The sequence below is a fragment of the Yersinia mollaretii ATCC 43969 genome (genome assembly GCF_013282725.1).
Classification (GTDB): Bacteria; Pseudomonadota; Gammaproteobacteria; order Enterobacterales; family Enterobacteriaceae; genus Yersinia; species Yersinia mollaretii.
Genome location: NZ_CP054043.1, coordinates 4,216,390 through 4,230,623 on the forward strand (window position 1 = coordinate 4,216,390; position 14,234 = coordinate 4,230,623).

Below are 14,234 nucleotides of genomic sequence, written 5' to 3' on the forward strand. Positions count from 1 at the left end.
CTACACTTAAGGGGCTTGCTTATTGATCTCAACATTGATCGTCTGAGGCTGCCCTTTCCCATCAAAATCCTGCACGCCACTTTCACCAAACCAGTCGCCCGGTTGAGGATTAGCGGTGCCATCCAATGAGATGCGCGCACGCACTTTCACCTGCTGCAATGACGAGAGCAAGCGCTCCGGCATCATGGCATTACTGTCATCCAGTGTTATCGAGAGCGGGAATCGGCTCAATGGCAGTTGCTTCACCGCAACCGGCACCGGGTTGGCCCCATCGGTAACCGAGATAATCAGTGCCCCCTGCTGAGGTAATTTCCGGGCGGCATCAGATGACAGTGCAACCTCTATTTTCAGTGTAGCTGTTTCCTGCCCCGCCTGTGATTTGGCTTGTGCAATACTGCGTTTTATCACTTCTACGCGAGAATCGCCAGCAGGCAGCAATTTTAGCATAACTTCCCACGCGCCAATGGCTTGTTTGAAATCGCCCTGCTCAAAAGCATTAAAAGCTAATAAACTCATGGCGCGTAGATTGGTGTGATCTTGCCCCACCATGCTCCGCAGCATCTGAGTTGCCAACTGATTATCCTGCGGATCATTGGAACGTGTCAGCACTTCTGCATAACCGAGTCTGACATCCTCATTATCGGGCGCAAGTTGGTAAGCTTTAGCAAAAGCTTGTGTCGCGGTGGTCGCATTGTTCAGCGCCATACCCACTCTGCCGAGCATCATCCAGTCGTTGACGTTACCGGTATCCTGCTGCAAAGAGGTCCGTAATCCCAATCCTAAACGGGCGACCTCTTCCATGGTCAGCGGCTCAGCGCGCTCATTAGCCACTCTGGCACGTAATTCAGGCATTTGCGCCTCAACCTGATGCCATGCCTGCACCTGAGACAAACCACCCGTTTTCAGGTATAGCCCCACAGCAATCACCACCAAAATCACCACACCCGGTAATAGTACCCAGCGGTTGATGGGAGTTGTCGCTTCATCCGATTGCTGTGGGATATCAGTCAGCAGGTTTTGTTGCAGTTCCTGAATCAGTTCTGGCCGCTGTTCAACCACGCCCTGCGCTTCATCCTCAGCCAGTTCAGATAATCGATCCTGATAAATCGCCTTATTCAGCTCATCACGAGTGGTCGCGGGTGAATTCGTCTCTTTTCGTAGGGCCGGAATGACCAACAAGGCCCCCGCGACCGCCAGTAAAATAATCACTATCAGCCAAAAAGCCATTATGGTTGTTTCCTGTCAGTCTTGGATGATGGGGTCAGTTGTTCAGCCAACAGATTTTGTAATCGTTGCTGCTCCTGCGCGGAGAGCGGGGTCTCCTTCTCGACCCGCCGACGGGCGCGTAATATCACCACTGCCGCCCCTATCAGCACAAACAGTGCTGGCCCGACCCACAGGATAATCGTCGCAGCAGTCACCGGTGGCTCGTAAGTCACAAAATTGCCGTAGCGGGCCACCATATAATCAATGATTTGCTGTTTGGAATTCCCCTGCTGTTGGAGTTCGTACACCTTTCCCCGCATATCAGAGGCAATGATGGCATTGGAGTCAGCAATACTGTTGTTTTGGCATTTCGGGCAGCGCAGTTGCTCGGTCAACTCGCGATACTGCTGCTCCTGCGCCTCTGATTTGAAGGTGTGGGTATCAATGGTCGCCAATACACTCCCGCTCAGCAACAGGCCGAACATCAGGCTCAGTAATCTCATGCGCCCTCCTGATACTTTTTATAGAGCGGCAGGATTTCCTGCAACCAAACGCGATCATTCAGATCACCCGCATGGCGATAACGGATAATGCCCTGCCCATCGATCAGAAAAGTTTCCGGCGCGCCGTACACGCCGAGATCCAGCCCCAACATGCCATCACCATCGTACAGACTCAGCGCATAAGGATTGCCCAGCGCATTGAGCCACTGCACGGCTTTGGTGCGATCATCTTTATAGTTCAACCCCACCACGCGAATGCCCTGTGCGGCCAGTTTATTCAGGTATTGATGCTCAGCCCGACAGGTCGGGCACCAAGTTGCCCAGACATTCAGCAGCATGGGTTTGCCATCATGTAGCACCGCCTGATCAAAGGTTTTCCCCGGTTGATCAAGAGATTCTAGCTTGAAGGTCGGTACAGGTTGACCAATCAGTGCCGACTCCAACATGGTGGGATCTTCGCCGTTGGCATTGCGGGTCAGTTGCACCAAGAAGGCGACCACCAGCAGCAAAAACAGCACCAGCGGAATAAACATCAGCCTATTGAATGAAGTAGGAGTTTTCATTATTCAGCCTCCGACGCAGCGCCGCGTTTTAACTTTTTACTCATCCGGTAGCGCGGATCGAGCATACAGAAGAGGCCGCCGATCGCCATAAACACCCCGCCATACCAAATCCAGCGGACAAATGGCTTGTAATACAAGCGCACCGCCCATGAACCATCATCCAGCTCTTCGCCCAATGCGGCATAAAGATCACGGGTCAGACCGCCATCAATGGCCGCCTCGGTCATCATCGAGCGGGCCACGCTGTAATAGCGTTTCTCCGCATGGAGGGTCGCTTCCGGCTTACCCTTGCGGGTGACATCAATGATCCCCACACCGCCGGTATAGTTTGGCCCTTTAATATCGTGAACATCGCGGAAAACAAAATGATAATCGTGGATATCGATGCTATCTCCGGCCTTCATGCGCACATCGCGCTCGACACTGTAATTCTGGCTGAAAGCAATGCCGATCACGGTCACCGCCACCCCCAGATGGCCCAGCACCATGCCCCAATGGCTGCGGGAGAGGTGGCTCAGGCCACGCCAGAAGCTATGACGGTGCGTGGCCCGCTCATGCAGCTCCATTAATGTCAGGATAATCACCCAGATAGCCATCATCAACCCAACCACCGTCATGCCCGCAATAGTGTCTTGCAGCAGCCACGGTACCAGAATCGACAGCAACAAGGTGACCACCAGCGCCACACCCAAGCGCCGCCACAGTTTACTCGGCTCATCACGACGCCAGCGCACCAGCGGCCCAATCCCCATCAGCAGCGCCATCGGTGCCATCAACCAAGTGAACATGGTATTAAAGAAGGGTTCGCCGATGGAGATACTGCCCAGCCCCAGTTGTTTGTGGACCAGTGGCAGCAAAGTACCCAAGAGCACCACCAGCATGGCGGCAATCAGCAGCACATTATTGCCGAGCAGGAAAGTCTCACGCGAGAACACTTCATGCTGAGTCCGGCTACGCACTTGTGCGCCTTTCACCGCATACAGCAGCAAGGAGCCGCCGATGACAATCACCAAATAGGCCAAAATAAACATGCCGCGTGCCGGATCAGAGGCGAACGAGTGCACCGAGACCAACACGCCAGAACGCACCAAGAATGTCCCCATCAAGCACAATGAAAATGCGGTGATGGCAAGCAGTACAGTCCATGCTTTGAAGGTGCCCCGTTTTTCCGTCACCGCCAGCGAGTGAATCAGTGCCGTCCCAGCTAACCAAGGCATAAAGGAGGCATTTTCTACCGGGTCCCAGAACCACCAACCGCCCCAGCCGAGCTCATAATAGGCCCACGCCGAACCGAGCACGATCCCCAAGGTCAGGAACACCCATGCGGCTTGAGTCCATGGTCGTGACCAACGCGCCCAAGCACTGTCGAGCCGTCCGGCCATCAAGGAAGCAATGGCGAAAGCAAAGGCCACCGAGAAACCGACATAGCCCATATAGAGCAGTGGCGGGTGGAAAATCAGCCCGATATCCTGCAACAGTGGATTCAAGTCATTGCCGTCAATGGGGAAGTCCGGCAAGGTGCGGGTAAAGGGATTTGAGGTCAGAATAATAAACAGCAGGAAGCCACCGGTGATCATCCCCAGCACCGACAACACCCTTGCCACCGCATCATCCGGCATGGAGCGACTAAACAGGGCCACTGCCAGTGACCAGCCACTGAGTAGCAACACCCACAGCAGCAGTGATCCCTCGTGTGCCCCCCAACTTGCGGCGATTCGGTAATAGACCGGCAGATGTGAATTTGAGTTAGCCGCCACATAGGAGACGGTGAAATCATTCACCACAAATGCGTAGATGAGACAGATAAAGGAGAGCGCAATGGTAGCGAACATACCGTAAGTCAGTGGTCTGCCGGTTGCCATCATGCGGGCATCCTGACGGGCGGCCCCCCACTGCGGATAGAGGCTCAGCAACAGCGAGATGGCCAGTGCCAGACATAACAAGAAACTGCCAATTTCAGGCATCATGAGGCATTGCCCCCACTGTTGGCGCTGCTGTAGGCCTCGGCCGGGCGTGTGTGGTTCTCTTTCATTGCTTCTTTGACTTCAGGTGGCGTGTATTTTTCGTCATGTTTTGCCAGCACTTCTTTGGCATTAATGGTATTGCCTTCCGCAAATACCCCTTGTGCCACGACGCCCTGCCCCTCGCGGAACAGATCTGGCAGGATGCCGGTATAGGTCACCGTGACCGCACCACGAGCATCATAAACCTGAAAACTCATTTCCAGCGTCTTATTATCTCGTTTGACCGACCCCGGCATCACCATGCCGCCGATGCGCAAGCGCTGACCGATTTCCGGCTTCTCATGGCGCTCCCCTTTGCCCTGCAAAATTTCGCCCGGCGTATAAAACAGATCAATATTTGAGCGCAATGCATACAGCACTAATGTGGTGGTTAAACCGATACCGATCAGCACCACCAGCGCCAGATAAAGCCGACTTTTTCGACGTGGGTTCACTGTGATTTCTCCTGCGAATGGGCTGCGTGCTGACGAATACGCTGCTCTCTGGCCTGACGGCGCTGAATATCTGCTAATAAGTGTTTGTGTTGCCACACGGTATGCAGCCATAACCCCAGCAGTGACAGTAATGTGGCCGCCACTGCCAGCCAGACATAAAAGGCGTAACCGCCCATGGCAAAAAATGCCGCCCAAGAGTCAAAGGCCGGTTTCATACGCGTGGCTCCTTACGCAATAAGGCGCTGACCCAAGGGCGATGGCGCTCTTGCTGTAAAATCAGATTGCGCAGACGCATCAGTGTCAGGGTGATAAAACAGAATAAATAGCCAAAAATCGCCCAACGCAGTGGCGATCGCATACTCGGATCGATGCTTTGCTGCATATTGGTGGAGCCTTGGTGCAGGGTATTCCACCAGATGACAGAGAAATGAATGATGGGGATATTCACTACGCCAACCAAAACCAGAATGCCCGCCGCGCGTCCCGCCAGCTTGCGATCCTCGAAGGCATTATACAGGGCGATCACCCCGAGATAGAGGAACAACAGCACCAACTCCGAGGTCAGGCGTGCATCCCAGATCCACCAAGTTCCCCACATAGGTTTGCCCCACGCGGAGCCGGTGACTAAGGCAATAAAGGTGAATACGGCCCCGACCGGTGCCATGGCTGCCAGTACGTTATCGGACATTTTCATTTGCCAGACCAATCCAACAAACGCCGCGATAGCCATCGACATATAGATGCCCATCGACCAGATGGCGGCCGGAACATGCAAATAGATGATACGGAAACTATCACCTTGCTGGTAATCCGAGGGGGCGAAACCAAATCCCCACACCCAGCCGACCGTCAGACAGATAGCCGCGCCCATGCCCAGCCACGGAATAAATCGGCCGCATAGCTGATAGAGCCGCTCGGGTTTAGCCCATTGATGAAACCATTTCCACATTTTTCATTGCTCACGTTGAAATTGGACCGGTATCACCCTTTGGCAATATCGGTGCAGGGTACGGCGCACAATCTGCTCTGACAGGCGTTGGCTACCGCGCTTAAGCTTCTGAAAATCCGTGCATCTAAAAACTCATATTTATAAAAACTCATATTTATAAAAACAAATGCTTCTAAAAATCAGTGCTCGTTTATGCTGCTTGCCGCCAACAAGAAACGGCTAGTGCACACTTACTCTCAACGCCGCTGCGGTCGCAAAAGGCGCAAGGGTTGCACTCCCCGCCAGCATCGCCCCCAAAATCGCCAGATAGCCGTCAATCGGCAGCGCCATAGAGGCCGCATCAATGGCTGCGGTGGCAAATATCAGCACGGGAATATACAAAGGCAGCACCAATAAACTCAGCAACACACCGCCTTTACGCAAACCTACGGTGAGCGCCACACCAATAGCCCCCATAAAGCTGAGGGTTGGCGTCCCCAGTAGCAGTGTAAGGGCCATCGCTATCGCGGTATTCATGTCGAGAGAGAGCAGCAATGCCACCAGCGGAGATAAAATAAGCAGTGGCAATCCAGTAACAACCCAGTGAGCACACACTTTGCCTAACACCGTGAGTGCCAGCGGTGTGGGTAACAGCAGCAACTGCTCAAGCGAGCCATCGAGAAAATCATCGCGAAATAGCCGCTCCAGCGATAACAGTGACGCTAACAGTGCAGCCACCCAGACGATACCCGGTGCGATGCGCGCCAACAGTTGCGGTTCTGGACCAATACCCAATGGAAACAAGGTGATGACAATCAGAAAAAACCAAAGCGGGTTAACAATTTCACCGCCTTTTCTGAAGGCAATTTTCAATTCACGGCGCAACACGCTGATAAACATTACTGCTCCTGCGTGTGGGTTAGACGGATTTTCCGCACCTGCTGACCCACCGCATCCAGATCCTGATGGGTGGTGAGTAGCACCATTCCTCCTTTGGCGGCATGTTCAACAAACAGTGCCAGCAGTGTGCCGACCCCCTGCTTATCGATGGCCGTCAGCGGCTCATCCAAAATCCATAACGGCGATTGACTCAGCCACAAGCGAGCCAGTGCTACCCGCCGTTGTTGCCCGGCGGATAACTGAGAGACCGGTAAATCCTCATACCCCACCAGCCCGACTAGAGCCAGTGCCTGCCAGATGGCGGCGCTATCCACCTTTTGAAACACCGACTGATAAAATGCCAGATTTTCAAAAGGTGTCAGTACCGACTTAATGCCCGGTTGATGACCTAAATACAGTAAATCCTGATGATATCGGGCGCGATCGCGGCGGATATTCTCTCCTTGCCAGCTCACCTGCCCCTCATCAGCATCGGCAAGCCCGGCCAAAATACGCAGCAAGCTGGTTTTTCCCGCGCCATTTTGCCCCTCAACCTGCACAATTTCACCCGCTGAGATACAAAAACTTAACCGCTGGAACAAACGCCGTTCATCTCGAATGCAGGTCAGATCTTTAGCTTCCAGCATGAAGGATTCTCTTCCACCATAGGATTATTAGCTCAGGAAAACTGAATGATAACATAAGGCTTAAACCTTACGTAGCATGGGTCTAACGCGATCCCTACCCTTATAGAGGTAATATTCGGGATAAGATCAAATTTCTGTAGAAAAAACCAACACCGTTCAAATTTGGTTACTTTTTTCTGTCAGCATTAAGGTGGGAGTTGAGCCACTCCTCCGCCCCCAAAGTCAGCATTATCGGTAAAACCTCGCGAATAATAATTAGCAACTATGCTTATAACTTTACTATTTCCTTATTTTCTAGCCTCTAACCGATGACAACAATTTTCTCTGCCAATCAGGAAATCCCTATGAGTGATAAAAAACCGTCTCAGGATGAGGATGAAAGAAAAGTGGAGAGCGATGAACAACATCAGGGAAAGGAGATCGAAGTTAATGAGAAGAACCTGCCCTCCAAAGCGGCAGCAATTCATGAGCTTATCCGTGTTGACGGTGAAAAAGAGCTAGAACGCGACAGTTTTGCCTTGCTCTGGTCGGCCATTGCAGCGGGCCTTTCCATGGGAGCCTCACTGATCGCCAAAGGGATTTTCCATGCCAAACTGCCCGATACGCCCGCCAGCTTTTTGCTGGAAAACATCGGTTATACCTTCGGTTTCATTATTGTCATCATGGCGCGCCAGCAACTATTTACCGAAAATACCGTCACGCCAGTACTGCCCATCATGCAAAAACCCAGCGCTCAGAACTTTATTCTGCTATTCCGCCTTTGGGGGTTGGTGCTATTGGGCAACCTAATAGGGACGGGAATAGCCGCCTACTCCTTTATTCATATGCCGGTATTTGATGAGGCCACGCGCGCGGCATTTGTCAGCATTGCACAAGGGGTCATGGAGAGTTCGCCGGGAGAGATGTTTGCTAAGGGGATATTTTCCGGCTGGATCATTGCCACCATGGTATGGATGATGCCTTCAGCGGGTGCCGCCAAGATTTGGGTGATTTTCCTGATGACCTATTTAGTCGCCCTATGCGACCTGACCCACATTGTGGTCGGCTCCGTAGAGATCTTCTATCTGGTGTTTAATGGCTCATTACCTTGGCAACAATTTATTTATCCCTTCGCCCTCCCAACACTGGCAGGCAACATTATCGGCGGCACCTTTATTTTCGCCCTGATTAGCCATGCCCAGATTCGCAGCGATATGACTCATCAACCGAGAAACAGCGATAAAGTAGAGAAAAACAGCCCGCCCTCTCAGCAGTAACCACACATATTTTGCCACTGCTGGTGGCGACTTTTTGATTACTGACAGCCATTTTTTACCTTAGATTGGTGGCAGAGTAACCAAACAGACAGCTAACTGCTTATTATTTGGGTCAAAATGCGTATAATGCTCCGGCAACACACTTCACCGGCAACCACCTTGCCGATGGCCGGGTCCCCGTAGTTAAACGGATATAACAAGCCCCTCCTAAGGGCTAGTTACTGGTTCGATTCCAGTCGGGGACACCATTAGCACTTCTCACACTGCTTCATTCAGATTCAAATCACTTAAAAATTCAATAAAAACAAAGTCATTTAGCTATCCTTCGTCTCACCACATCTCAATCAGGTTCTCCAGAGCTTATTTTGATGATGAATGGCGATATTAATGGTGCATTGGACTCCCTTAGTTATGAATGGGCAAGTCTTCCTCCAGGACGGTATGGTCAACCATCAAAAAGCAAATCTGAAGCAATGGCTTTGTTTGGAAAATATCTCAATGAAGAAGTCGATGGTAAAACAGATTTGCATATCCCTGTTGGATACATATCAGGAATTATTGAATGATAAGCAATATGAAAAAAGCCTTAGTTATCTTGCTGTTATTATTTCCATTGTGCGGGCTAGCCAGATCACAACAAAATATTTTGGGGACTGCATGTGATGATAATGGATTCCATTTGGACTTATCAAATGATAATACTGAAATTGTTATCAATGATAATCAAATTGTAATATCCATTCGTACAGTAAAGGTTAGTAGTGACGATATTGATATCTTCTTTTATAAAACGCTAGATCTTGGTCGCGGTGGTATGAATTTACCTTGGAAAGATTTCGATAAAACAAAAAAAATAGCCGAAATGAAGTTAATTAATGGCAAAGGATATCTAAAATGGCTCGGTTTTTTCAATAAGAAAGAAAATAAATACGATTGGGTTAAAGACTCTGATTTTGTTCAGTCATTCTCTAGGTCGGGGCTGATTGAAATGAAAAGCTGTAATTAACGTCTGCTTGAATAGCTAGGTGGATAAGATTACTCACCTAGCTCTGATATTCCAGCATTCAAGAAGCTAATTCTGGCAGCCCGTCACTTGCGGGTAGTTACGGCATACCAAAGCGAGTTTCTTTTTGGGTTCAAAACCTTTATCGAGCATACATTGCTGTATTTCAGCGGCCTTTCTAATCGTCGGATCGACTGGATTCGAACCCAGCGGTTGCGGATAACCACATTGGTACATAACCTGTAACGCTACTTTATCATTCTCAAGTGCATGTGAAAAATGTAGCGAAGCCCCCGCTTTACGCCAGCTTATTCGCGAAGATTCCGTGACACCCGAACCCGACTTAATGGGGTGGAATCCGTTATCAGCAACAAAAGGCAGCGCTTCGAGTTGCTGCTGGTTTAATGGAATCGTCTGTCTCTTATTAATGCAGGCAGGTGTTTGTTTGTACACGTCACAAATTTGAAAACCGTGCTTAAAAGTAAACCCCTTTTGCTCCATGCATTGGTAATAGAGGACAGTTTCGTTATCAGTAAAATCCGGCTGAGGCCCAGGCAGAGGAACACCGCATTGACCCATCGCTACGCGAACCTCATTCACATCAGTATGTGGGCGCTGCCATTGCGTTAAATCAGGTGGTGGCGGGCATCCGGTAAGCAAAAAAACCGCCGCGATCAGAATAGGTAAAGACACCAAAGTACGTTTACAAAACATAATAATCCTTTGTTAATGTTATCTTCAGGCCTTGTCTACATTGCCCTCACCTGTACCTTAACACTCAGATTTAAACTCATCTAACTGACTGTGGAATTTTTATATATCTCAGTTATATATACAGTATTCTGTCTGACGAGAGATAAAAAAACAAACACAATGCATCTTCATATACTGCGTTCATAGAAAATATAATGAATAAGATTTTATCTTCTGATAATCCACCTGATTAACGGAAAATCAGAAGGCATACTTAATATTTAAGCCACCCGCAACACCTTCCCTTTTACCGGTAAAACCAGACAATTTCACATCTACTGCAAGATTTTTTTCCTTGGTTGGAGTAAAACGCAACCCAATCTCACCGATACCAGAACTGCCTTTTACACCCGGTGAAATAATGTTATCACCGTCAATCGTGCCCTTGGCTTCACCATCAAATTCATATTCGTAGGCAACTCCACCGATAACATCCATCTGTGCCGTCGCATTATAGGTGGCGGTTAAACCTGTGTTCACGCGGTTTGAGTTCAATGCAGAGAAAGAGAGATTCTCACCCTGTGAATTAGTCACACTATCACTGCCGACGCGAGTTGTCAGTGCACTGACATGAGTATCCAGTTTTGTATTTTGAGTCATGACATTCCGATACCCCATCTTAATATGTCCACTGACATACGCTGATGAGCTGTCATAGTGGCTATTAACTCCACCGTTCACACCAAAATCATTCGATGAGAAGTCACTCGCGACACGGCCAGCTCGCAATGAGCCGTTAAAATAAGCAGCCTCATCGAAATCATAATTTGCAATGACACCTGCACCTTTATAATTCACTTTACCATTACCAATAACACTCGCCAGACCGGTAAAATCGTTATAGGTGTCATAGCTACCCCAACCAGCCTCAAATAAGCCACCAACAGTCAACTTACCCAGATTTTTGGTCACGCCAGTCGTCAGGGCAAAGCCATCCATATCAATGTGAGACCCAGAATTATAGCGACTCTTGCTGCCGGATGTGAGACCAAACAGCGCAACACCGTCGTCATCTGTCTGTAAACTCGCCATATTTAATCCGGCAATCAGGTCAGCACTTTGATTAATCATCAGCATTCCGGGCAAGCGGCCTTCGAGATAAGCCTTAGTCTGGGGATTAGTATTCAGTCTGCTCTCACCGACTAATTGAGTTACCTCATCTAATGAGGCTTTAAGTGAGTCATTTTCCCGATATACTCGAACATCGGCCAGTTTTGCAGTGCCAATCACCACTTTCTGTGTGTCATTCAATGCGACGTCGCCCCCAGTCACATTGGAAATCAGTGTCACCGTATTACCTTGAACCAAGCTGCTGTCTTTGCTGATCCCTTTCACTGCAATGGTCGCGTGATTAATATTTGCCGCTTCAGTAACGGATATCAATGCGTCACTGTTTTTAATGCTATCGTTCAGATAAAAGTTATAAAACTCAAAATTGCCCATTCTATTTAAGGAAATAGGATTAGCTGCAAAGTTAAGGATGTTACCGGTCAAAGCATCGCCATTTGAGGTGGTAACACCATCAAATATTTCCGCAAAACCGCCCCAGATCTCACTGGTATCCGCATCAAATATCGGAGAGCCTGAGAGTGTAATAATATTATTAATTGCAGTGGCATTATCTATTGTAGTATCACCACCAAAGCTTGCAGCGTAGCCTCCGTAGATACGGCCATTAAAAGTGCCACCATTCAAGATAATGCTATTAGCATTACTTTTGACACTAATAGGAGCACTTTCGTCTGGATTCACGGTACTAATCATGGTAATAGCTTCTGCATAACCACCATAAATAGATCCATCGAATATACCCTTGTTAATAACAATGCTATTGGCACTACTTGAAGCACTCGCATCAGCAGTTGTTGAATCATTACTGCTGGCGCTGTAGGCAAAGGCAAAAACATTCGCGTAAGCGTAGCCGCCATGAATTGGGCCACTAAATGAGCCGCCATTAATGGTAATGCTATTCGTATCACTCGTTGCACGAGCATCTACCACGCTATTCGCTATACTGTCAGTGCCATAAGCATAAGCTAAAACACTTCCAGTGGCTGAGCTATAACCGCCATAAATATCACCGTTAAATAAACCACTATTAATCGTGATGACATTCATATTACTGAAAGCTCGGACGTCGGAATAACTTTCGGCCACTCTATTGGTGGATGCGACTGAGACCATAGAGCCAACATCAGTTTCAGCGCCTGAACTTCCCCCATAAATAGACCCATTAAATGATCCATCGTTAATTATTAAGGTATTCTCGCCACTTATCGCATTGGCATCAGCACGGCTCGTCACCGCGACAGTGCTGTTCAAGTTACTCGTCGACGCCGTAGCATCAGCATATCCGCCAATAATAGACTGCAATGTCGCAGATGCAGGTGTATTAACAATGACTGTATATCCCGATGCATCAGTATTCTCAGCGCCTTCAGATAAAATACCCACAATATCGGTACTTGAAGCGGTCGTTACCGTGCATGTCCCGCCCGCAATTGTCCTGGTAGGATCATTACATTCAACGGCATAACTATTTGAGGCTGCGCCAGTTATTAATGCGGCCAAAATACATCGAGCAATAGGGGTGATTTTTTTAATAGGAATAGGTGTCATATATTATTAAATATCCTGATATTCAGCATGTTCAAGAATGATAAAAAATGGAGAGTGTGTAATAGAAAGCAATAGCTTATTATTTGATTTGAAAATTGCCTTACCGAGTTAAGGCTGAAGTATTAAGTGGTATTTGATAATAAATATCTTAACGTGATCTAGATCGCAAAACCATGAGATAGACATCCGACTTTCGTAGGAAACTTCTCATCTTCTCTATTGCTATAATTAATGAATTAGTTGTGTTTATTCGTTTTATTATATATAAATTCAGTCGATAACATTGAATGTAAATACTTATCAATGAGATTAAGGTAGTGACCTATATTTTATGCAAATAACGAATTAAATTTAGAAAATCAAACTATTCTGTTTGCCTGAAAATGTCAGGAACTCTGGTTTTTGATGAACAAAAAACTCCCCCTTAGACCCGTTACTCCACTTCCGACTTTTCAATAACCTGATAAAAAGTGTAAAATAGGTAACTATCAATACAGTAATCAATTTTTTGTTACTTTTTTATATTTATTAAATTTAATTTCAAGGGGTTAGCGAGATGAGTTTACCAAACTGTCCAAAATGCAGTTCTGAATTTACATGGCAGGAAGGGGAACAACTGAATTGCCCAGAGTGTGGTCATGAGTGGTCAGAAAGTAGCGATTCCACTGCTACTGATGAGGGTCTGATCGTCCGTGATGCCAATGGTAACCTACTGGCCGACGGTGACTCAGTCACTGTTATCAAAGATCTGAAAGTCAAAGGTAGCTCTTCAACCTTGAAGATTGGCACCAAAGTGAAAGGCATTCGTCTGGTTGAAGGCGATCACAATATCGATTGTAAAATTGATGGGTTTGGTCCGATGAAGCTGAAATCGGAGTTTGTTAAGAAAAACTAATGTCACAACCGGTTATTTCCCCCCCTTGCTCAGTGTGGTAATGCTGAGCAAGGGGATGATTTATAGCAATATCTATTGCGTTAGCTTGCCTTCCTGCTTAAGGAAGTCCGTCAGGAAATATTGTGCATTCCCCTCTTCAGAAAGTGAGCTGCTATAAAAAATAGGATGGTTGCCATTTTCTCCAGGGAGATTCAGTTGCCCCGAATTATTGTTGTTAATCACTAACACCACGAATTTTTTCCCATTAACCGTAATGCTATAGTCACTACGACCCTCTTTATTCTCCACATCCATTATTTGAATTTTTTTATCCCAATCATGATCTGCATTTGTTATTTGTACTAATGACTGATTGTCAGACCTTGGGCCATAACGCAGTGTCCAGACTTGAATACCTTCATTGCCTTCCCAAGCTTTAACCGAATTAGCCACCTCAGGGCGAGTAGGTTCAGCAGAAAAACTGGTGGCCGATATCGCACACAAGAGAATAAGAAAGAAAAATTTTTTAAACATTTAATAGCCCT

The 14,234-nt window shown here is 47.9% G+C and carries 16 protein-coding genes and 1 tRNA gene; 5 read left to right on the forward strand and 12 right to left on the reverse strand.

All coding sequences use genetic code 11. From position 1 onward, the window contains the following. Positions 1 to 6: 6 nt before the first annotated feature. From ccmI to ccmA, 9 genes are all read right to left on the reverse strand, one after another. Complete coding sequence (gene ccmI / locus HRD69_RS18740; RefSeq protein ID WP_004874687.1) at positions 7 to 1,227, reverse strand: c-type cytochrome biogenesis protein CcmI; 1,221 nt, start codon at positions 1,225 to 1,227, stop codon at positions 7 to 9. After that, complete coding sequence (locus HRD69_RS18745; protein ID WP_032813999.1) at positions 1,227 to 1,709, reverse strand: cytochrome c-type biogenesis protein; 483 nt, start codon at positions 1,707 to 1,709, stop codon at positions 1,227 to 1,229. Before HRD69_RS18745 ends, ccmI begins: the two co-directional genes overlap by 1 nt. Beyond that, on the reverse strand, positions 1,706 to 2,272 hold the full coding sequence (locus HRD69_RS18750) for a DsbE family thiol:disulfide interchange protein (protein ID WP_032813998.1): 567 nt from the start codon (positions 2,270 to 2,272) through the stop codon (positions 1,706 to 1,708). Before HRD69_RS18750 ends, HRD69_RS18745 begins: the two co-directional genes overlap by 4 nt. Further along, the gene (locus HRD69_RS18755; protein ID WP_032813997.1) at positions 2,272 to 4,239 is read right to left on the reverse strand and encodes a heme lyase CcmF/NrfE family subunit; all 1,968 of its coding nucleotides are present in this window, start codon (positions 4,237 to 4,239) and stop codon (positions 2,272 to 2,274) included. Before HRD69_RS18755 ends, HRD69_RS18750 begins: the two co-directional genes overlap by 1 nt. Then, positions 4,236 to 4,730, reverse strand: coding sequence for a cytochrome c maturation protein CcmE (gene ccmE / locus HRD69_RS18760; protein WP_032813996.1), 495 nt, complete (start codon positions 4,728 to 4,730; stop codon positions 4,236 to 4,238). The genes HRD69_RS18755 and ccmE overlap by 4 nt, the downstream gene beginning before the upstream one ends. Beyond that, positions 4,727 to 4,945, reverse strand: a complete 219-nt coding sequence (gene ccmD, locus HRD69_RS18765) for a heme exporter protein CcmD (protein ID WP_032813995.1) — start codon at positions 4,943 to 4,945, stop codon at positions 4,727 to 4,729. The genes ccmE and ccmD overlap by 4 nt, the downstream gene beginning before the upstream one ends. Then, complete coding sequence (locus tag HRD69_RS18770) at positions 4,942 to 5,679, reverse strand: heme ABC transporter permease (RefSeq protein ID WP_004874682.1); 738 nt, start codon at positions 5,677 to 5,679, stop codon at positions 4,942 to 4,944. Before HRD69_RS18770 ends, ccmD begins: the two co-directional genes overlap by 4 nt. A 219-nt stretch (positions 5,680 to 5,898) precedes the next feature. Next, on the reverse strand, positions 5,899 to 6,558 hold the full coding sequence (gene ccmB, locus HRD69_RS18775; protein WP_004874681.1) for a heme exporter protein CcmB: 660 nt from the start codon (positions 6,556 to 6,558) through the stop codon (positions 5,899 to 5,901). Next, positions 6,558 to 7,184 carry a cytochrome c biogenesis heme-transporting ATPase CcmA gene (gene ccmA / locus HRD69_RS18780; RefSeq protein WP_032813993.1) on the reverse strand — a complete coding sequence of 209 codons (627 nt, stop codon included), beginning with the start codon at positions 7,182 to 7,184 and terminating at the stop codon, positions 6,558 to 6,560. The genes ccmB and ccmA overlap by 1 nt, the downstream gene beginning before the upstream one ends. A gap of 344 nt (positions 7,185 to 7,528) precedes the next feature. Between ccmA and HRD69_RS18785 the strand changes: the two genes are divergently transcribed. From HRD69_RS18785 to HRD69_RS18800, 4 genes are all read left to right on the forward strand, one after another. Next, positions 7,529 to 8,440, forward strand: a complete 912-nt coding sequence (locus HRD69_RS18785) for a formate/nitrite transporter family protein (RefSeq protein ID WP_032813991.1) — start codon at positions 7,529 to 7,531, stop codon at positions 8,438 to 8,440. A gap of 173 nt (positions 8,441 to 8,613) precedes the next feature. Next, positions 8,614 to 8,688 (forward strand) — tRNA-Arg (locus HRD69_RS18790). Between the two features lie 120 nt (positions 8,689 to 8,808). Then, a complete protein-coding gene (locus HRD69_RS18795; RefSeq protein WP_032813989.1) occupies positions 8,809 to 9,006 on the forward strand; it encodes a lysozyme family protein in 198 nt (65 codons plus the stop codon). 8 nt (positions 9,007 to 9,014) lie between these two features. Then, entirely contained in the window at positions 9,015 to 9,446 is a 432-nt protein-coding gene (locus HRD69_RS18800) for a hypothetical protein (protein ID WP_152412083.1), read from the forward strand. A 66-nt stretch (positions 9,447 to 9,512) separates the two neighbouring features. On the opposite strand, the gene HRD69_RS18805 is transcribed toward HRD69_RS18800, so the two are convergent. Continuing rightward, positions 9,513 to 10,157: a hypothetical protein gene (locus tag HRD69_RS18805; RefSeq protein WP_032813987.1), complete on the reverse strand. Its 645-nt coding sequence runs from the start codon at positions 10,155 to 10,157 to the stop codon at positions 9,513 to 9,515. 240 nt (positions 10,158 to 10,397) lie between these two features. After that, complete coding sequence (locus HRD69_RS18810) at positions 10,398 to 12,815, reverse strand: autotransporter domain-containing protein (protein ID WP_004874677.1); 2,418 nt, start codon at positions 12,813 to 12,815, stop codon at positions 10,398 to 10,400. 556 nt (positions 12,816 to 13,371) lie between these two features. On the opposite strand from HRD69_RS18810, the gene HRD69_RS18815 reads away from it, so the two are divergent. Continuing rightward, positions 13,372 to 13,710 (forward strand): zinc ribbon domain-containing protein YjdM, encoded by a 339-nt coding sequence (locus HRD69_RS18815; protein WP_004874676.1) that lies wholly within the window; start codon positions 13,372 to 13,374, stop codon positions 13,708 to 13,710. Between the two features lie 72 nt (positions 13,711 to 13,782). Here the strand turns inward: HRD69_RS18815 and HRD69_RS18820 are convergent, their stop codons facing one another. Then, on the reverse strand, positions 13,783 to 14,223 hold the full coding sequence (locus HRD69_RS18820; RefSeq protein WP_004874675.1) for a hypothetical protein: 441 nt from the start codon (positions 14,221 to 14,223) through the stop codon (positions 13,783 to 13,785). Positions 14,224 to 14,234: the final 11 nt, after the last annotated feature.

Bases quoted from the DNA above. Each gene is read 5' to 3' on its own strand.
- HRD69_RS18755 (WP_032813997.1), bottom strand. From the start codon at position 4,239: ATGATGCCTGAAATTGGCAGTTTCTTGTTATGTCTGGCACTGGCCATC.
- HRD69_RS18785 (WP_032813991.1), top strand. From the start codon at position 7,529: ATGAGTGATAAAAAACCGTCTCAGGATGAGGATGAAAGAAAAGTGGAG.
- HRD69_RS18820 (WP_004874675.1), bottom strand. From the start codon at position 14,223: ATGTTTAAAAAATTTTTCTTTCTTATTCTCTTGTGTGCGATATCGGCC.
- HRD69_RS18805 (WP_032813987.1), bottom strand. From the start codon at position 10,157: ATGTTTTGTAAACGTACTTTGGTGTCTTTACCTATTCTGATCGCGGCG.
- HRD69_RS18810 (WP_004874677.1), bottom strand. From the start codon at position 12,815: ATGACACCTATTCCTATTAAAAAAATCACCCCTATTGCTCGATGTATT.
- ccmD (WP_032813995.1), bottom strand. From the start codon at position 4,945: ATGAAACCGGCCTTTGACTCTTGGGCGGCATTTTTTGCCATGGGCGGT.
- HRD69_RS18750 (WP_032813998.1), bottom strand. From the start codon at position 2,272: ATGAAAACTCCTACTTCATTCAATAGGCTGATGTTTATTCCGCTGGTG.
- HRD69_RS18770 (WP_004874682.1), bottom strand. From the start codon at position 5,679: ATGTGGAAATGGTTTCATCAATGGGCTAAACCCGAGCGGCTCTATCAG.
- HRD69_RS18795 (WP_032813989.1), top strand. From the start codon at position 8,809: ATGATGAATGGCGATATTAATGGTGCATTGGACTCCCTTAGTTATGAA.
- HRD69_RS18815 (WP_004874676.1), top strand. From the start codon at position 13,372: ATGAGTTTACCAAACTGTCCAAAATGCAGTTCTGAATTTACATGGCAG.
- ccmB (WP_004874681.1), bottom strand. From the start codon at position 6,558: ATGTTTATCAGCGTGTTGCGCCGTGAATTGAAAATTGCCTTCAGAAAA.
- HRD69_RS18745 (WP_032813999.1), bottom strand. From the start codon at position 1,709: ATGAGATTACTGAGCCTGATGTTCGGCCTGTTGCTGAGCGGGAGTGTA.
- ccmA (WP_032813993.1), bottom strand. From the start codon at position 7,184: ATGCTGGAAGCTAAAGATCTGACCTGCATTCGAGATGAACGGCGTTTG.
- ccmI (WP_004874687.1), bottom strand. From the start codon at position 1,227: ATGGCTTTTTGGCTGATAGTGATTATTTTACTGGCGGTCGCGGGGGCC.
- HRD69_RS18800 (WP_152412083.1), top strand. From the start codon at position 9,015: ATGAAAAAAGCCTTAGTTATCTTGCTGTTATTATTTCCATTGTGCGGG.